This is a genomic window from Ancrocorticia populi, assembly GCF_003123745.1.
Lineage (GTDB): Bacteria > Actinomycetota > Actinomycetes > Actinomycetales > Actinomycetaceae > Ancrocorticia > Ancrocorticia populi.
The window spans coordinates 1-17,635 of sequence record NZ_QETB01000002.1; the positions used below are offsets into that span (position 1 = coordinate 1).

At 59.0% G+C, this 17,635-nt stretch carries 17 protein-coding genes and 1 rRNA gene; all 18 read left to right on the forward strand.

Translation table 11 applies throughout. The features are described 5' to 3' along the window. Nucleotides 1-93: 93 nt before the first annotated feature. The 18 genes from rrf (at nucleotide 94) to DD236_RS05100 (ending at nucleotide 17,621) form a co-directional block, all read left to right on the forward strand. Nucleotides 94-211, forward strand: a 5S ribosomal RNA gene (gene rrf / locus DD236_RS05020). A gap of 309 nt (nucleotides 212-520) precedes the next feature. After that, nucleotides 521-1,534 carry an autotransporter outer membrane beta-barrel domain-containing protein gene (locus DD236_RS05025; protein ID WP_109093301.1) on the forward strand — a complete coding sequence of 338 codons (1,014 nt, stop codon included), beginning with the start codon at nucleotides 521-523 and terminating at the stop codon, nucleotides 1,532-1,534. Next, nucleotides 1,507-2,223: a hypothetical protein gene (locus DD236_RS05030; RefSeq protein ID WP_207785699.1), complete on the forward strand. Its 717-nt coding sequence runs from the start codon at nucleotides 1,507-1,509 to the stop codon at nucleotides 2,221-2,223. Before DD236_RS05025 ends, DD236_RS05030 begins: the two co-directional genes overlap by 28 nt. Nucleotides 2,224-2,231: 8 nt before the next feature. After that, a complete protein-coding gene (locus tag DD236_RS05035) occupies nucleotides 2,232-3,263 on the forward strand; it encodes an HAD-IIA family hydrolase (RefSeq protein ID WP_109093302.1) in 1,032 nt (343 codons plus the stop codon). Further along, the gene (locus tag DD236_RS12035; protein ID WP_165819829.1) at nucleotides 3,253-3,396 is read left to right on the forward strand and encodes a hypothetical protein; all 144 of its coding nucleotides are present in this window, start codon (nucleotides 3,253-3,255) and stop codon (nucleotides 3,394-3,396) included. Before DD236_RS05035 ends, DD236_RS12035 begins: the two co-directional genes overlap by 11 nt. 2 nt (nucleotides 3,397-3,398) lie before the next feature. Next, a complete protein-coding gene (locus DD236_RS05040) occupies nucleotides 3,399-4,226 on the forward strand; it encodes a TlyA family RNA methyltransferase (RefSeq protein WP_109093303.1) in 828 nt (275 codons plus the stop codon). Nucleotides 4,227-4,231: 5 nt separating this feature from the next. Then, the gene (locus DD236_RS05045; protein WP_109093304.1) at nucleotides 4,232-5,098 is read left to right on the forward strand and encodes an NAD kinase; all 867 of its coding nucleotides are present in this window, start codon (nucleotides 4,232-4,234) and stop codon (nucleotides 5,096-5,098) included. Between the two features lie 24 nt (nucleotides 5,099-5,122). Then, the gene (recN, locus tag DD236_RS05050) at nucleotides 5,123-6,823 is read left to right on the forward strand and encodes a DNA repair protein RecN (RefSeq protein ID WP_109093305.1); all 1,701 of its coding nucleotides are present in this window, start codon (nucleotides 5,123-5,125) and stop codon (nucleotides 6,821-6,823) included. After that, nucleotides 6,810-8,003: a putative cytokinetic ring protein SteA gene (gene steA / locus DD236_RS05055; protein ID WP_109093306.1), complete on the forward strand. Its 1,194-nt coding sequence runs from the start codon at nucleotides 6,810-6,812 to the stop codon at nucleotides 8,001-8,003. Before recN ends, steA begins: the two co-directional genes overlap by 14 nt. Before the next feature lie 10 nt (nucleotides 8,004-8,013). After that, the gene (locus tag DD236_RS05060; protein WP_243410008.1) at nucleotides 8,014-8,979 is read left to right on the forward strand and encodes a copper transporter; all 966 of its coding nucleotides are present in this window, start codon (nucleotides 8,014-8,016) and stop codon (nucleotides 8,977-8,979) included. Then, the gene (locus DD236_RS05065; RefSeq protein WP_109093308.1) at nucleotides 8,979-9,791 is read left to right on the forward strand and encodes a hypothetical protein; all 813 of its coding nucleotides are present in this window, start codon (nucleotides 8,979-8,981) and stop codon (nucleotides 9,789-9,791) included. The genes DD236_RS05060 and DD236_RS05065 overlap by 1 nt, the downstream gene beginning before the upstream one ends. Beyond that, the gene (gene murJ, locus DD236_RS05070) at nucleotides 9,788-11,410 is read left to right on the forward strand and encodes a murein biosynthesis integral membrane protein MurJ (RefSeq protein ID WP_109093309.1); all 1,623 of its coding nucleotides are present in this window, start codon (nucleotides 9,788-9,790) and stop codon (nucleotides 11,408-11,410) included. Before DD236_RS05065 ends, murJ begins: the two co-directional genes overlap by 4 nt. 46 nt (nucleotides 11,411-11,456) lie before the next feature. Continuing rightward, nucleotides 11,457-13,136, forward strand: coding sequence for a CTP synthase (locus DD236_RS05075; RefSeq protein ID WP_109093310.1), 1,680 nt, complete (start codon nucleotides 11,457-11,459; stop codon nucleotides 13,134-13,136). Beyond that, on the forward strand, nucleotides 13,133-13,711 hold the full coding sequence (locus DD236_RS05080; RefSeq protein ID WP_109093311.1) for an NUDIX domain-containing protein: 579 nt from the start codon (nucleotides 13,133-13,135) through the stop codon (nucleotides 13,709-13,711). Before DD236_RS05075 ends, DD236_RS05080 begins: the two co-directional genes overlap by 4 nt. 244 nt (nucleotides 13,712-13,955) lie before the next feature. Beyond that, nucleotides 13,956-14,669: a helix-turn-helix transcriptional regulator gene (locus DD236_RS05085; RefSeq protein WP_109093312.1), complete on the forward strand. Its 714-nt coding sequence runs from the start codon at nucleotides 13,956-13,958 to the stop codon at nucleotides 14,667-14,669. Then, complete coding sequence (gene sufB, locus DD236_RS05090) at nucleotides 14,650-16,101, forward strand: Fe-S cluster assembly protein SufB (protein ID WP_109093313.1); 1,452 nt, start codon at nucleotides 14,650-14,652, stop codon at nucleotides 16,099-16,101. The genes DD236_RS05085 and sufB overlap by 20 nt, the downstream gene beginning before the upstream one ends. Next, the gene (gene sufD / locus DD236_RS05095; RefSeq protein ID WP_109093314.1) at nucleotides 16,102-17,289 is read left to right on the forward strand and encodes a Fe-S cluster assembly protein SufD; all 1,188 of its coding nucleotides are present in this window, start codon (nucleotides 16,102-16,104) and stop codon (nucleotides 17,287-17,289) included. Beyond that, entirely contained in the window at nucleotides 17,286-17,621 is a 336-nt protein-coding gene (locus DD236_RS05100) for a non-heme iron oxygenase ferredoxin subunit (RefSeq protein ID WP_109093315.1), read from the forward strand. The genes sufD and DD236_RS05100 overlap by 4 nt, the downstream gene beginning before the upstream one ends. Nucleotides 17,622-17,635 lie beyond the last annotated feature (14 nt).

A 17,635-nucleotide genomic window follows, 5' to 3' on the forward strand; every position in this document is an offset into this window, starting at 1 on the left:
GTGTCGCATCCACTATACAATCCCTCAACACCAAACCAGCCAGCTGGTAGGTCCTACCAGCGGTGGCATGCGTGTAGAGGATCCAAACGTTTTGACGGTGGTCATAGCGGCAGGGAAACGCCCGGTCCCCATTCCGAACCCGGAAGCTAAGCCTGCCAGCGCTGATGGTACTGCACTCGCCAGGGTGTGGGAGAGTAAGACACCGCCGTCACCCCCTTACGGGAAAGCCCCAGCCAGTCTGGCCGGGGCTTTCTTCATATAACCACAGGTTCGCCAGTAGTGCGCGACACCGAACTTCCGCATGTTTGCGGGTAGCTTGGGAACTCGGTGTCGCCCATATGTGTGATCCGTCCCTGAAGGCGCATTGGGGTGCCACACTCTGTAGAATTGTCGGCAGTGCCCAGCGCATTGCGCGAGGTCAAGCTTGCTCATAAGTGAACCACGAGGATAGGTATGTCAGAGGATCAGAATACGTCAGAGAATTCAGAGCGCCAGGAGCGTACCTCCTCAGGTTGGCAGAATGCATCCGACCGACGCGGCAAGAAGAGCTACAACGATCGCGGTTACGAGCGTCGTGGTGGTTACCGTGATGACCGGCGTGATGATCGTCGAGATAATCGTGGCCGTGACAACGACCGTCGGGATTACCGGGGCCGTGATAATGATCGGCGTGGTGGCTACCGAGATGATCGCCGGGACAATCGGGATCGTCGTTGGGAAGATCGTTCTGATCGCCGTGATGACCGCCGTGGCCGTTACGGTGATGATCGCCGGGATTACCGTGGCCGTGACAACGACCGTCGGGATTACCGGGGCCGTGATAATGATCGGCGTGGTGGTTACCGTGACGATCGCCGGGACAATCGGGATCGTCGTTGGGAAGATCGTTCTGATCGCCGTGACGATCGCCGTGGCGGATACCGTGATAATCGGCGTGATGACCGGGGCCGTGACAACGACCGTCGTGGTGGTTACCGTGACGATCGCCGGGACAATCGGGATCGTCGTTGGGAAGATCGTTCTGATCGCCGTGACGATCGCCGTGGCGGATACCGTGATAATCGGCGTGATGACCGGGGCCGCGATAATGATCGCCGTGGCGGATACCGAGATGATCGCAGGGACAATCGGGATCGTCGTTGGGAAGATCGTTCTGATCGCCGTGATGACCGCCGGGATAACCGGGGCCGCGATAACGATCGCCGTGGCGGATACCGAGATGATCGCAGGGACAATCGTGGCCGTGATAATAATCGGCGTGGCGGTTACCGTGACGACCGGCGTGATAATGATCGGCGTGGTGGATATCGTGACGACCGGCGTGACGACCGGCGTGACGATCGTCGGGATGATCGTCGGGATAACCGGGGTCATGACAATGACCGTCGTGGCGGGTACCGGGAAGATCGGCGCGACGATCGCAGGGACTTTCACGGTGACCGCGATGACCGCAGGCAGTCCCGCCCGCGCGATCCTGAGGTACCCGAGAGCATTGCGGCCGCTGACTTGGACAAGGATTCCCGTAGGCGCCTGAATTCCCTCACGAAGGACAACGCGGATCGCGTTGCACGCCATCTGGTTTACGCCGGCACGATGATGGATGAGAATCCAGAGATCGCATATGTGCATGCTCAGGCGGCGTATCGGCACGCGGCACGGGTTGACATCGTGCGTGAGGCGCTCGGCCTTGCTGCTTACGTGACGGGCCGTTACGGGGAGGCTCTCCGTGAGCTCCGTACCTACCGCCGTATGACCGACGATTACACGCACGTCGCGATTGAAGCCGATTCCGAACGTGGGCTTGGGCGTGCAGAGAAGGCCCTGACCTTCATCTCCGAGATCCCCATGAAGCGGCTGAATAGCGAGGCACAGATCGAGCTGGCGCTTGTCACGTCAGGGGCCCGTGCAGATACTGGTGATTCAGAAGGTGGCCTTTCCGTGATCGAGAAGATCAAGGCGGAGAACCTTCCTGAGATGCTTCAGGCACGTGTGGAGCTCATCCGTGCGGACCGCTACGCCGAGCTAGGCCGTGAAGATGAGGCCGATGAGATTCGCGCGAAGTGGGAGCCCATCTTTGCCCAAGAGGGCGAAGTGGACGTCTATGAGGATGACGAGGACGACGAGTCCGTGCCGTCTGAGGATGTGGCTGAGGATGTGGCTGAGGCAGCTGACGAGAAGGTTCAGCCTGAGGAAGACACGGCAGTAGAGCAAAACGAAGAGTAGGAAGATTCGTGAGCCAGGCACTAGTGAGCCAATTCGATGTGGGGCTGTTTGACCTTGATGGCGTGTGCTATCTAGGCGCTGAAGCAGTTCCCTTCGCCCCGGAAGCAATCTCTGAAGCGGTGACGATGGGCCTCAAGCAGGCCTACGTCACGAACAACGCCTCGCGATCGCCGGCGGTTGTCGCGGCGCAGTTGGAATCCTTGGGGATTCCGGCGCCAGCAGATTCCGTTGTGAACTCTGCGCAGGTTGGCTCGCAAATGCTCGCGGAACATGTGGCGTCAGGCTCGAAGATTTTGGTGTTAGGTGCACAGGCCCTGAGGGATGAGGTAACGGCGAGGGGACTCGTCGTCGTCGACTCTGCTGATGACAACCCAGCTGCTGTAATCCAAGGCTTCTACCCAGATGCGAACTGGACAGACCTGAGCGAAGCGGCGCTGGCTATTCGTGCGGGTGCGCTCTACGTCTGCACGAACCTTGACGCGACTATTCCCCGGGAGCGGGGACTTATGGTGGGTAACGGATCTCTTGCGCGCGCAATCGCCAATTCAACCGGGGTGGAACCGCTATCTGCGGGAAAGCCTGAACCGGAGATTTTCCAGATTGCGGCAAAGTTGCTGAACGCTAACCGCCCCTTCGCCATCGGAGATAACCTCGATACGGATATTCAGGGTGCTGTGAGTGCGAACGTGCCGGTGCTTCATGTACTGACTGGCTTGGCATCCGCGCGCGACATCTGCGTGGCTCCGATTCATCAGCGGCCCACGTATCTGGCGGATGATCTTCGGTGCCTTCTAGAGCCTTACCCGGACACTGTCGTGGACGGGGAGACAATTCGCGTGGGCAACGCCTCCGCACGCTGGACGGGCGAGGATTTCGAAGTAAATGGTGAGCAGCTAACTTCTAGCCCGGTGACACTCGGACTGAATTCTTACCGCGCCCTCGCTCAGGCGGCTTGGGACGCGGCGGACTCTGGCGTGGACAGCGAAACGTTGGCTTCGGCACTTCCGAATCTCACGGTAAGCCGGGATCATGGCGAATAATATTCCCCGCGCGCCGCGCAATACGGATGATGTGCTTGGCCATCTCAATGAGCAGAACACGGACGAGCAGATTCAGGTGCTCGACGAACTGCTGGAGGATCTCACCCGCGAATTAGGCAAGGCTCAGGGCTAGCTGTGGGAAGGCTGAACCGGGTAGATACTGAGCTGGTGCGGCGGGGCCTAGCAAAGTCACGAGAGCAAGCACGCGAGCTGATTGCTGATGGTCTTGTACGTCTTGACGGGCAGGAGGTTTCCAAGCCCGCCCGCCAGATGGATCCAGCCCAACCGCTGCGTGTGGTGGAGTGCGCTCGTGAAGATTACGTTTCGCGTGGCGCCTACAAGCTGATTGGCGCGTTGGAGGCGTTGGGGGAAGCTGCTCCTGAAATCGCGGGTAAGCGGTGCCTTGATGCGGGGGCGTCAACAGGCGGCTTCACGGACGTTCTGCTGCGCCGCGGCGCCGAGCATGTGGTGGCTGTGGATGTTGGCTACGGCCAGATCGCTTGGCGGCTACGTGAGGATCCACGAGTTACCGTGATCGAGCGGACGAACGTACGAACTCTTGCCCCTGAGATCGTGGCTCCAGCACCAGAGATTGTGGTGGGCGATCTTTCGTTTATTTCGTTGCGTTTGGTGATGCCCGCTTTGGTTCGAGCCGCGGCTACTGGCGCAGATTTCCTCCTGATGGTCAAGCCTCAGTTCGAAGTAGGCAAGGACCAGCTGGGGGCGGGCGGCGTTGTTCGCGATACCCGGTTGCATGCTGAAGCCGTCGTGTCGGTTGCTGAGGCCGCGCGTAAGGATGGCTTGGCTATTCAGGCGGTTGCTGCTTCGCCGCTGCCTGGGCCAGCGGGTAATGTGGAGTACTTCCTCCACATGGTTTCCGGTGGGCCGGACCAGCTAGGAGACGGCCTAGCTGATAACGTAGCTAAGGCGATTGAATACGGCCCAGCGGGCCAGAAAGCGTAGGCAGGATGACCCGGCGGATCACTCTCATATCCCATCCTGAACGTCAGGATGCCATCGAGACCGCTGGCGTTGTTTCGAGCCACCTGACGGATCTCGGCTTCGAGGTAGGCACGGACTGCACGCCAGAGGCAGTTGTTGACTCCGAACTCATCTTGGTGATCGGTGGAGACGGCACGATCTTGCGTGCGGCGGAATCGGGACGTCCCGCTGGAGTTCCCGTTCTGGGCATCAATTATGGCCACGTTGGCTTCCTTTCAGAGGCCGATCCTGACGATATCCCTCAGGTCATCCAGCAGATCGTTGATGGCAACTGGTTGGTGACCACGCGCATGACACTCGATGTGTCCGTGACGCTACCCGATGGCACGGTCCATACCGATTGGGCGCTCAATGAAACGGCTATTGAAAAGGATGCGAACTCGCAGATGTTCGAAGCCTCCATTGGCGTGGACGGCCGCGAGCTTTCCTCCTTCAAAGTGGACACAGTTGTGTGTTCTACGGCCACCGGCTCCACCGCCTACAACTTCTCCGCGGGCGGACCAGTTGTGTGGCCGAACGTGGAGTGCATGGTGATGACTCCGATTGCTGCCCATGCGTTATTCACCAGACCGCTGGTGGTGGGGCCAGATTCCACCCTTGAGCTGCACGTGCTAGAAGATAACGCTCGCGTGTGGTGCGATGGCCGGCGAATGATTCATGCGCCTCGCGGATCGGTTGTTCGCGTGGTGCGGGGCGAAGCGCCCGTATTGCTGGCGCGCTTGAACGATTCCCCGTTCTCGGGCCGCCTAGTGACGAAGTTCCAGCTGCCTGTTAAGGGCTGGCGGGTGCAGGTTCCGGAAAGCAAGACTGACATTGATCGGTCCGAATCGTAAACTCTAGAGGATGGGTGATTTGGCGTGATTGAGCAGCTACGGATTTCTCAACTGGGCGTCATCGAATCGGCCGAACTAGAGTTGGGCTCTGGCCTGACGGCGTTGACCGGTGAGACCGGCGCGGGTAAAACCATGGCCGTCACCTCGCTTGAGCTACTGCTTGGAGCCAAGGCAGATCCGGCAAAGGTACGGCGCGGTGCCAAGAGCGCGGTTGTTGAGGGGATTTTCTCTGTGCCCGAGGAGTCCGCTGTTGTGGAACGAATCGTTCAGGCCGGAGGAGATATAGAGTCTGAAGATGGGATGGCCACTGTCATCATCTCGCGCCATGTGCCGGCGAATGGCCGATCACGTTCATTTATCGGGGGACGAAGTGTTCCCACTGGGGTACTTGCCGATATCGCTGGTAGCCTCGTGACAGTTCACGGCCAAACGGATCAGCTTCGCCTTGCTGCTCCTGCAGAACAACGGGCGGCCCTAGACGAATTCGGTGGGGAGGCGGTTGCAAGGGCGGCACGGACGTGGCGTGATGCTTGGGGCACGTACAACGAGGCAAGCGACCAGTTGCAGAGATTCACCGAGCAGGCCGCCGATGCGGCAAGGGCCCGTCTGGCCTATGAGGCGCTTGTAGCCAAGGTGGAGGAAGTCAATCCGGGTATTGGCGAAGAGGCCGCGCTCAAGCAGGAAGCGCTGGCGCTGGAGAACGTGGAAGAACGCTTCTCGGGTTTGTCCGGGGCCGCCGCTGCCTTGAGCGGCTCGGACACGGTGGATTATCCGGCACTCGCAGGGATCGCGGAGGCGCAGAGTTCCCTTCAGAGTGCTGGAGAATCCGAGGATGTAGCGGATTTGGCTGGGCGTCTAGACTCCGCTCAAGCGGAGTTATCTGATATCGCTAACGAACTTGCGGATCTGGCGGCGCATTCGGAGGCGGACCCAGACCGGCTGTCCGTCATTTACATGCGACGCCAGCAGCTACAGGGCTTGAGGAAAGCACTGGGGATGGATCTGGATCAGGCGCTTGAAGAGGCCGATCAGGCGCGAGCTGCTCTCGAGGATCTGGGGGATCTGGAGGGGACGCGAGAACGTTTGGCCAAGGAGCTATCTCAGGCACAGAGCGAAATGGAAGCGGCCGGTAAAAGGCTCCGAGCAGCTCGAACGGCAGCTGCAAAGAAGCTCTCCAGCGCGGTGGCCTCAGAACTGCCGCAGCTAGCGCTTCCGGATGCCACATTCTCGATTTCGGTGACGGAATCGGATGCCCCCGCCATACACGGCCATGACGTGGTTAAGTTTCAACTAGCTTCGCACCGTGGAGCGCCTCTGGCGCCGCTGGCGAAGAGTGCGTCAGGCGGCGAGCTCTCACGAATAATGCTAGCCGTGGAGGTCTCCTTGGCAGAGCAAACACATGATAAGCACCACACTTTCCTCTTCGATGAGATCGATGCAGGTGTGGGAGGGCGCGCAGCGTTGGCGGTGGGACATAGGTTGGCCGCGCTGGCGGCAACGAACCAAGTGATCGTGGTGACCCATTTAGCTCAAGTGGCCGCCTACGCCCAGACCCAAGCCGTTGTTGTTAAGGAGTCCAAGGAGAAATCCGCCATCACGCACGTGATCGAGGTAGAGAGGGACGAACGGCTTAGTGAGCTAGCCCGGATGCTGGCGGGATCCGATTCTGAAACGGCACGCGCCCACGCTGCTGAACTGCTTTCCACAGCGGATGTGGCACGATAAAAGCGTGGCATTTCGACTAGTCCGCAAAAAGGACGTGCAGGAGACCGGGGAGCTAGAGGCTCAAGCCCGGGTAGACCGGCGCACCAAGAATCTGACGAAACGGTTGCAGCCGGGAAACATCGCTGTGATCAACCATTCGGACATTGATCGGGTTTCCGCCGAGGCGCTTGTGGAATGCAAGCCGCGGGCGGTGCTCAACGCCGCCAAGTCCACCTCCGGCAGATACCCGAATCTGGGCCCGGGGATCCTGGAGACGGCTGGTATTCCCCTCATTGATGATCTTGGCCCTGAGATAATGGATATTCGCGAGGGCGATATTCTCCATATCGAGGATGCGCGCGTATACCGCGGCGATGAGCTGATCGCAGAAGGAACGGTTCAAACCGAGGAAACCATCGCAGCGTCTCAAGAGGCAGCGCGGGCCGGAATGAGCGTGCAACTTAAGGCTTTTGCCACGAACACGATGGAGTACGTGGAACGAGAGCAGGATCTGATTTTCGATGGCGTCGGAGTACCCGACGTGAAGACGAACTTTGAGGGCCGCCACGTGCTCGTGGTGGTTCGCGGCTACCGATACAAGGAAGACCTGGCCGCCCTGCGCCCCTATATCCGCGAGTATAAGCCGATCATGATTGGTGTGGACGGCGGTGCCGATGCGATATTGGAGGAGGGCTTCCAGCTGGACATGATCGTTGGGGACATGGACTCCGTTTCGGACAAGGCGCTGACCTCCGGAGCTGAGATCATTGTGCACGCCTACCGTGATGGGCGTGCGCCTGGACGTAAGCGCGTTCAAGACCTTGGCGTAGAGCACGTCGTGTTCCCGGTCACCGGCACGTCAGAGGATGTGGCGATGCTGCTTGCTGATGACAAGGGGGCGCAGCTCATTGTTGCCGTGGGCACCCACAACACTCTGATCGAGTTCCTTGACAAGGGCCGAAGTGGGATGGCGTCCACATTCCTCACCAGATTGGCTATTGGAGGAAAGCTGATTGATGCGAAGGGCGTGTCCCAACTGTATCGATCGCGTATCTCCAACTGGCAGATTTTCTTCCTCGTCGTTGCGGGCTGCGTGGCTATCGTGGCCGCTCTCGCAGCAACTGCAACTGGGCACGCTTTGTTCGGGCTCATCTCCACGTGGTTCGGTGATATCGTCCACTGGTTCGCGACTCTTTTCTGATAGGTAGATGATGGTTGATTTCAGGTACCACCTCGTTTCACTCGTATCGGTTTTTCTGGCATTGGCAGTTGGCATAATTTTGGGGGCCGGCCCATTACAGAACTCGATAGGTAACACGTTGACGGGTCAGATTGATACGTTGCGTGAATCCCGCGATAGTCTGCGCGATGAGCTCGCCGTTACGGAGGACCAGCTTTCAGGGTCAGATAGCGCACTCGATGTGGCCGCGAACGAGCTACTCCCCGGCACATTGACAGGACGCAATGTGGCGATTGTTGTTCTTCCTGAAGCGAGCAGCGACGCGGTTTCTGATCTCATCGAGAGTTTAGAGCTGGCTGGAGCTTCTGTTTCAGGTCAAGTTACGTTGAACGAATCCTATGCTAATTCCGAAAAGGCCACATACCGCGGCGCCTTTTCCAACCAGGTCTCTGAGTACATCGATTCCCTCCCGGACAATCCCACAAATGATCAGGTGGTTGCGTCGGCTCTCGATTACGTGCTGCGTAAAGGAACTGGTGACGAGAACGCGAAGGTTCTCCTTGGTTCGTTGACGGCCGAGGGTGACGCCCTCCTTTCGGTGGATCGCGAGGTGAAGGATCCTGCAGATGCCGTTATCGTAGTGACTCCTGAGAGTCTGAATACCGAAGATGCTGACCTCACAGCGAATGAGAAGTCCGAGATTGAGTCTCAGACCGGGATTTACACGGAGATGTTCTCTGAAGTTGCGGGGAGAGGACCAACGGTTGGTTACGGAAGGGCTTTGAACGACGACGATCTCCTGACCACCCTGCGCGGAACCAATGAGGGCTCTACAGTCGATTCAATCGCCACAACACCTGGCCGCATTAACGTACCTCTGGCGGTAGCCTCTGAGATCTCAGGAGATCATGTTTCCCTCGGCAGCCAGCAGGGAGCGGATGCCCCACTTGGTGAACGCGTTGATGCTTCCTCTAAAGACAATGGAAGTGACAACTGATGTTCGCCAGCGCGCTGGCATCGCTGGGAGCTGCGATCGGAACTAACCGGTTTGTCGAGTCTTCCCCCGGATCTTTTGAATCGTGGGAACGTACGTCATTTAGCGGGCAAGAACTGACTCTGACTGAGGGCCTAGTGGCGAGCGCGGGAATGATTGCCGCGGCTGCCAGTGTGTCAGGCAGGGCCAAGATCGGAGCCCTCGCAAGTGTAGGTGCCGGTGCCGTTGCAGGCTACGTTGATGACCAGATGGAGGATCGATTTCCCGCCAAAGGCAAGGGGTTTCATGGGCATCTGGGCGCGCTACGTCAAGGAAAGCTCACGTCTGGTGCTGTGAAAATCGGCGTGATCGGGCTTGGCGCTAGCGCTGGCGCCGCAACTCTGGCTACCGAACAAGGAGCGTTACGGAAGCTGGGCGGGTGGCTAGTTCGCACAGGACTTATCGCAGGAACCGCCAACTTCGTCAATTTGCTCGATCTCCGTCCGGGGCGCGCGATCAAGGCAAGCGCCGCAGCATCGGTTCCGCTCGCATTGAGGTCGAATCCGGGCTCAGGGCTTGCTGCCGGCGTGATCGCAACGGGCGCTGTATGTGCCCGCGATGACCTTGCCGGGCGTGCGATGCTGGGCGATATGGGCGCCAATGCTATGGGCGCCGGGCTTGGGTTTGCTTTGGCGTCTTCTCCTAGCGCGGCCCTTCGCGTGGGTGCGCTTGCATGCGTGGGCGGACTGACTCTACTCAGTGAGAGAGTCTCATTCTCGAAAGTGATCGAAGAGAACCCTGTTCTCTCCCGAATTGATCAGTTCGGACGGCCGTGAACAAGGCGCTTGCCACCGTTACGGGGGCGGCCGGGTCAATAGCGATCTTGACGCTGCTCTCGAGGCTGGTTGGTTTTGTACGTACCTGGGTACAAAACGGAGCCCTCGGAGACACGCTCTCGGGTGAGGCATACTCAACTTCCAATACGGTCCCCAACGTCCTTTTCGAGGTGGCGGCCGGAGGCGCTCTTGCCGGTGCGGTGATCCCTCTCATCTCGGGTTTCCTCGCGAAGAAGATGGAGGGGGAGGCCTCTCGGACGGCCTCTGCGCTGCTGACGTGGATTGTCACGGTGGGCCTGCCAATCGCTGGTATTGTCGCATTGGCGGCGACGCCTATAACGACTGCGCTGTTGGGGCGAGGGAGCGACGCGGATGAGGTGGAGCTGGCCGCGGCACTGCTACGTATGTTCGCGCTCCAGATTCCCTTGTACGGGATCTCGCTTGTTTGTACAGGGATCCTTCAGGCCCATCGGCGATTTATTTTGCCGGCATTGGCGCCGATGCTCTCTGCGGTGACGGTGATTGGCGCTCTGATGTTGTTCTGGCAGCTCGCGCAGGGCCAGCAGGATAGCCCAACAGCTTTATCAACTGCGTCGATCATGGTCCTTGGATGGGGAACCACCCTTGGCACCGTGGCGTTCTCACTTCCACAGCTCATCCCCGTTCTGCGGCTAATGCAGATTCGGCCCACGTGGACGTTCCCCCCGGGGGTGGCCAAGCGGGCGATCAAGCTTATGGGTGCCGGTCTTGGCGGGATCCTTGCGCAGCAGATCCAGATCATCACCATCATGGTGGTAGCTAACACGTACGGATCTGGAGCGTCAGGGCAAACGGGTGCCTACCCCATCTACACTTTTGCGAACGCCATCTACATGGTGCCTTATGCCGTGTTCGCCGTTCCGATTGCCACGGCAGTGTTCCCGCGGCTCTCGGAGGCAGCGGCTCTTCCTGGAAGACCGGGATTAGCCGAGTTGACTGCTCGGTCCACGCGCCTTGTGCTGGAAATTGGCATTGTCTGTGTGGCTCTGCTTGCTGTCTTGGCACAGCCTGCGAAACTGGTGTTTGACTACCTGAGGGAGGCATCGGGGCTCGATATCGCGCTTATTGCTATGGCTCCGGGTCTTGTGGGTTACGCTCTGATCTACCACTGTTCGAGGGTTCTTTATGCCCTTGAGGCTTCGCGCGCCGTTGTTGTTGTTAACGTGGCGGCTTGGCTCACGGTCTGTTTGGCGTTGGGCATACAAGTTCTGTTCGGCATCAGTGGGCGCACCGAAGTACTGGCTGCTATAGGTGTAGCAGTATCGGTTGGTATGACGATCGGGGCGGTGGGGCAGCTTTGGGCCATACGGGCCGCGCTTGGCCCGCGGTCTCTCGCGGGTCTGGGCCGGGCTGCCGTCACGGTTACGGCGGCATCGGCGGTTGTGGGCGCGATTGGCTATGCTGCGGTTCAAGGCATGCTTAGTTGGCTGGGTTCTGGTCTTATTGGTGCCTTCGCTGCCGTGGTCGCGGGGGGTCTGGTTATCGTGGGCGGCGGAGGAGCCGCGATATTCCTGACGGATAGGCGTGCCCTCTCAATGGCGACCAAGGCAACGGGCAGTCCGGACCTAGAAAGTGAATAACACCTGTTAACGTGCGCGAAATAGAGGGGTGTTAGGCTGGAGTTCCGTGGAACATACTAAGGCCCGTCTCCCGGGAAATCAGAACACGGTCACTAGGCACATTTTTGTTACCGGTGGCGTCGCAAGCTCACTGGGCAAGGGCCTGACGGCCTCTAGCTTAGGGCGGCTCCTTCGCTCGCGCGGCATGCGCGTAGCGATGCAAAAGCTCGATCCCTACATCAACGTGGATCCGGGCACGATGAACCCGTTCCAACACGGAGAAGTTTTCGTGACCGAAGATGGTGCGGAGACGGATCTGGATATCGGCCACTATGAGCGCTTCCTTGACGTGGAGCTCACCGGTGCGGCGAACTCCACCACGGGGCAGGTCTACTCGCGAGTCCTTGCCCGCGAGCGGGCTGGCGAATATCTGGGAGAGTGTGTGCAGGTAATCCCGCACATCACTAACGAAATTATTGAGCAGATGCGTGCTCAGGCCCTCCCGGACAAGGACGGGAATGTTCCGGACGTCATCATCACCGAAATTGGCGGAACAGTTGGCGATATTGAATCCCAGCCGTTCCTCGAGGCTGCGCGCCAAGTCCGTCAGATCGTGGGGCGTGAGAACGTTCTGTTCATCCACGTGTCCCTTGTCCCGTACCTCGCCGCTGGTGGCGAGCTGAAGACCAAGCCTACGCAACACTCCGTCGCGGCCCTGCGCAACATTGGCATCCAGCCGGATGCGATTGTGTTGCGTTGCGACCGCGAACTGACGGAGGGTATTAAGAACAAAGTGGCACTGATGTGCGATGTGGACCGCGAAGCTGTTGTTGAATGCCGCGACGCTGCTTCGATCTACGAGATCCCGGTGACGTTGGCTAATGAGGGTTTGGACACCTACGTGGTTCGGCGCCTTGGGCTGAGCTTCCGGGACGTTGATTGGACCGAGTGGAACGTTCTACTAGACCGCGTACGGCATCCGCGTGCGACCGTCCGCGTGGCGCTGGTGGGTAAGTACGTTGACCTGCACGATGCCTACCTATCCGTTGCCGAGGCACTACGTGCCGGTGGCTTCGCCCATTCTGTTGCCGTGGAGATCGTATGGGTAGCCTCGGATCTGTGTGAGACCGAAGAAGGTGCGGGCAAACAGTTCGCCGATATTGACGCTATTTTGGTGCCAGGCGGGTTCGGCGTTCGCGGACTCGACGGGAAGATTGGCGCCCTACGGTATGCCAGAGAGCATGGCATCCCAACACTCGGTATCTGCCTCGGTCTGCAATGCATGGTGATTGAGGCAGCTCGAAACCTCTGCGGTCTCACCGGCGCCTCTTCAACCGAGTTCGATCCGGCTACCGGGGTACCCGTCATTGCCACCATGGACGAGCAGCGCGAGTTCGTAGATGGTGAAGGGGACCTGGGAGGGACCATGCGTCTAGGTGCCTACCCAGCCGAACTCTCTGAGGGATCGCTTGCCGCTGAGACCTATGGATCGAACCGCGTGAGTGAGCGCCACCGCCACCGCTATGAAGTGAACCAGGCATATCGTAGCGAGCTGGAGGAGGCCGGACTGAAGGTAAGCGGAACCTCCCCAGACGGTACACTGGTGGAGTTTGTAGAGCTAGACCGTGCCCTTCATCCCTACTATGTGGCCACCCAGGCCCATCCAGAGTTTAAGAGCCGGCCCACTGCCGCTCACCCGCTTTTCGCGGGCCTGATCGGCGCCGCCTGCCAGAGGAGGAAATTATGACTGAGCTTGTGGACGTGCGCGATGATGAGCACGCGCGCCTTGTCCGGAGCTCCGAGCATTATCACGGCCACATCCTGGATGTGGTGGCTGATGATATCGAGCTGGCCTCAACCGGCGCATCCATAACTCGGGAGTACATCCGCCATGACGATGCAGTGGGAATCTTGGCAGTGCGCGATGGTGCCGCAGGCGAAGAGGTTCTCCTTATACGCCAGTATCGCCACCCGGTCCGCAGCCTCCTGTGGGAGATCCCGGCGGGGCTCCTCGACATTGAGGGCGAGGATAAGGCTGTGGCGGCTGCACGGGAACTTGGAGAGGAGACGGATTACGAGGCGGAGAGCTTGACGCCGCTCGCGAGCTTCTACACGTCGCCCGGTTGTTCGGACGAACTCCTCCATGTGTATCTTGCTCGTGGAGTCAGCCCCTCATTGTCCAACTTTGCGAGAGAGGATGAGGAAGCGGAGATCGAAACTCACTGGTTCCCGTTTGAAGATGTTGCCGCTGCAGTTCTTGCGGGCAAGCTCCATTCCCCAAGCCTCGTGGTGGCTGTCTTGGCTTACGCCACTAACCGGTAGGGACCGTTTCTTCCTGCTCTCTTCTGCGCGCGAACGGGTTAAGGGCACGAATAAATACGGATGTATTTCGGGCGCTTTTCTGAGAAAGTGGCGGTTTATCACGGGCTGCGCAGCTCGTGCACTTAAAGCACGGCTAACCTAACGTGCCAATCCTCACATTGGAATTATTCCAGAAAAGCGACTCGGCGGTGGAATTTTGAAAGGTCCTTGTTGTTTAATAGTGGGGGTAGGGGAGGAGGCTCAGATGACCGGCTTATCAGATAACGATATCGGCACACGAGACCGGATCCTCCGTCTCATTATTGAGAAGGGCCCGGTTACTTCAGCGGAACTCGCGAAGGAACTTGTCTTGACCGCCGCAGCAGTGCGGAGGCATTTGGCTCAGCTTGAGATAGACGGACAAATAACCGAATACGAGGGCGTCGCGTCCAAGCCAGCAAGGCGTGGGCGGCCCTCTAGGCGTTACGTAGCAACTGGCGAAGGCCAAGCGACTTTCGGAGACTCCTATGGGGACGTGGCCACTCAGGCCCTCGACTTCCTGTATGACTCTCTGGGTGATGACGGTATATGGAAGTTTGCACAGCAACGCATCCATGGCCTTGAGGCCCGCTACCGGGACGCCATCGCTTCATCCGGAGATGATCTCGAAGCCAGAGCTCACGCCCTCGCACGGGTCTTGACCCAAGACGGTTATGCGGCAAGCATCCGAAAGGGCCCGGGGGGCTACACGCTTCAACTGTGTCAGGGCCACTGTCCAATTCAGGAAGTGGCAACTGCATACCCGGCGATGTGCGAGGCAGAGACTCAAGCATTTCATCGACTTCTCGGCGTGCACGTTCAGCGCCTAGCCACTCTTGCGGGTGGCGAGCACGTGTGCACGCTTACGATCCCTCTTGTTTCGCGCACCCGTGAAACAACACCAACATGGAAGGACAGCCATGACACAAACCCGGCATGAGGCCGCGGTTGCTGAGGCTATTAATGAGCAGCAGGAAACCATTGAGGCACTGGGAGGCCGCTACAGCTTTGGTTGGCACGATTCCGATGCCGCCGGTGAAGCTGCGCAGCGGGGCCTGAACGAGGACGTTGTTCGCAACATTTCCTCAGTGAAGGGTGAGCCGGAGTGGATGCTCAAGCGGCGCCTGAAGGCGCTCAAGCTGTTCGAGCGTCGCCCGATGCCAACTTGGGGCGCCGATCTCTCCGGCATTGATTTTGACGAGTACAAGTACTTCGTTAAGTCCACTGAGAAGCCCGCCAAGTCATGGGAGGAGCTCCCCGAGGATATCCGCGAAACTTACGATCGTTTGGGTATCCCCGAGGCGGAGAAGGCCCGTCTTGTGTCCGGCGTTGCGGCCCAGTACGAATCAGAAGTTGTGTACAACCAGATCCGTGAGGATCTCGAAGAGCAGGGCGTCATCTTCCTCGATACGGATACCGCACTGCGCGAGCACGGGGATCTAGTCAAAGAGTATTTCGGTACGGTGATCCCTTCGGGTGACAACAAGTTTGCCTCGCTGAACACCGCAGTGTGGTCCGGCGGCTCGTTCATCTACGTGCCCAAGGGCGTTCATGTGGACATCCCACTTCAGGCATACTTCCGCATCAACACCGAGTCCATGGGCCAGTTCGAGCGCACACTCATCATCGCGGACGAAGGATCCTACGTTCACTACGTTGAGGGTTGTACCGCCCCGATTTACCAGCGCGATTCGCTGCATTCGGCCATCGTGGAGATCATCGTGAAGAAGAATGCTCACGTGCGTTACACGACGATCCAGAACTGGTCCAATAACGTGCTGAACCTCGTGACCCAGCGCGCCTCCGTGTACGAAGGCGGAACGATGGAGTGGATCGATGGCAACATTGGTTCGCGAATCAACATGAAGTACCCGGCTTGCGTGCTCCTTGGCGAGCATGCTCACGGTGAAGCTCTCTCCGCTGCTTTTGCTGGCCCGGGACAACATCAGGACACTGGCGCGAAGATGATTCATTCTGCTCCGTATACCACGTCCTCGATTGTTTCGAAGTCGATTTCCCGTGGCGGCGGCCGTTCATCCTACCGTGGGCTTGTCCAGATTGAGGAGAATGCGCATCGGTCAAAGTCCTCGGTTGTGTGTGATGCCCTCCTGGTAGATGACATTTCCCGGACCGACACGTACCCCTACGTGGACGTGCGCACGGACGATGTGGAGATGGGCCACGAAGCCACGGTGTCCAAGGTATCCGAGGATCAGTTGTTCTATCTGGAGCAGCGTGGGCTAACCGAGCAGGAAGCCATGGCCATGGTTGTCCGCGGATTCGTGGAGCCGATCGCCCGTGAGCTGCCCATGGAGTACGCACTTGAACTCAACCGGCTTATCGAGCTTCAGATGGAAGGAAGCGTCGGCTAAATGACAACGCCAAATTTGTCCACCGATCACTCGCGCGCAAAACTCGTCGAAGACGAGGATTTTGGGACTGGAGTTTCCCGCGCTGATCGCCCCACGTCTTTCTCCGCAGACGATTTCTCTGTCCCCACGGGCGAAGAGGAAGAGTGGCGCTTTACTCCCATGGACCGCGTTGCGGATTTCATTGGTAATCGGCTCCTTGCCTCCCCGGCTAACGTGACGTCCGATTCGGCAAAGCTCGAGACCGTGACCCGTAAGGATCCGCGCCTCGGCACCGTGGGCGAACCGGACGATCGCTCCGCGGCTTTGGCTTGGGAAGCATTTTCCGAGGCTTACGTTGTTACGATTCCTAACGACGACGAAGCCCACGAGATCGCCGTTTCCTTCAATGTTCCAGACGGAATGCATGCCGCCCACACAGCGATCATTGCTGAAGCCGGGTCCAGGGGAACGGTTGTGCTGGAGCATACCGGCACGGGCGAGCTGACCGAGGGCGTCGAAATCACCGTGGGTGACGAAGCCGAACTGACAGTTGTGTCCGTTCAGGAGGCTGATCGCACTGCGCGTCATTTCTCCAACCAGCGCATTTCGGTTGGCCGCGATGCAAAGGTCAAGCACATCCTCGTGACCATCGGTGGCGACCTTGTGCGAATCTCCACCTCGGTGAGCTATCAGGGTGAAGGCGGCACCGCCGAACTTCTGGGTGCCTACATCACGGAGAGCGGCGAGCATCAAGAGCATCGCATCTTCGTTGATCACGGGCCGAAGAACTGCGTGTCCCGCGCCACCTACAAGGGTGCGCTCCAAGGGGAGGAAGCACATTCGGTGTGGATTGGCGACGTGCTGATCCGGGCTGAGGCTGCTAACACGGATACCTACGAACTCAACCGCAACCTCGTTCTGACCCGTGGAGCTAAGGCGGATTCCGTTCCGAACCTCGAGATCAAGACCGGCGAAATCGTCGGAGCTGGCCACGCTTCAGCTACCGGACGTTTCGATGAGGAGCAGCTCTTCTACCTGCAGGCACGTGGAATTCCAGAGGATATCGCGCGCCGCTTGGTGGTCCGCGGGTTCTTTGCGGAACTCGTTGAGCAGATCGGCGTTGAGTCCATCGAAAACAAGCTCATGGCCGCCATTGAGCGCGAGCTTGATATCGCTGAACTTGAAGCCAACTCGGAGGAACCGAAGTGAGTTTCCAAGTCGCGTGCGCTACCACGGAGCTAGATCCTGAAGAGGCCCTTCAGGTGATCTTGGCCGACTCCGCGGGGACTAATGTTCCCGTGGCAGTTGTCCGGGACTCTGACGGCTCTTGGCACGCGATTGGCGATACCTGCTCGCACCAGAACTATTCACTCGCGGAAGGCGACGTGGAAGACGGAACGATCGAGTGCTGGAAGCACGGCGCCCCGTTCGATCTTGCCACGGGCAATCCGCTCTCACTGCCGGCCACCAAGCCGGTCCCTGTCTACTCTATTGAGATCAATGACGGCGACGTTCTTGTCGACGTCGACGTCACCCTGTAAAAGGAGATCATCAC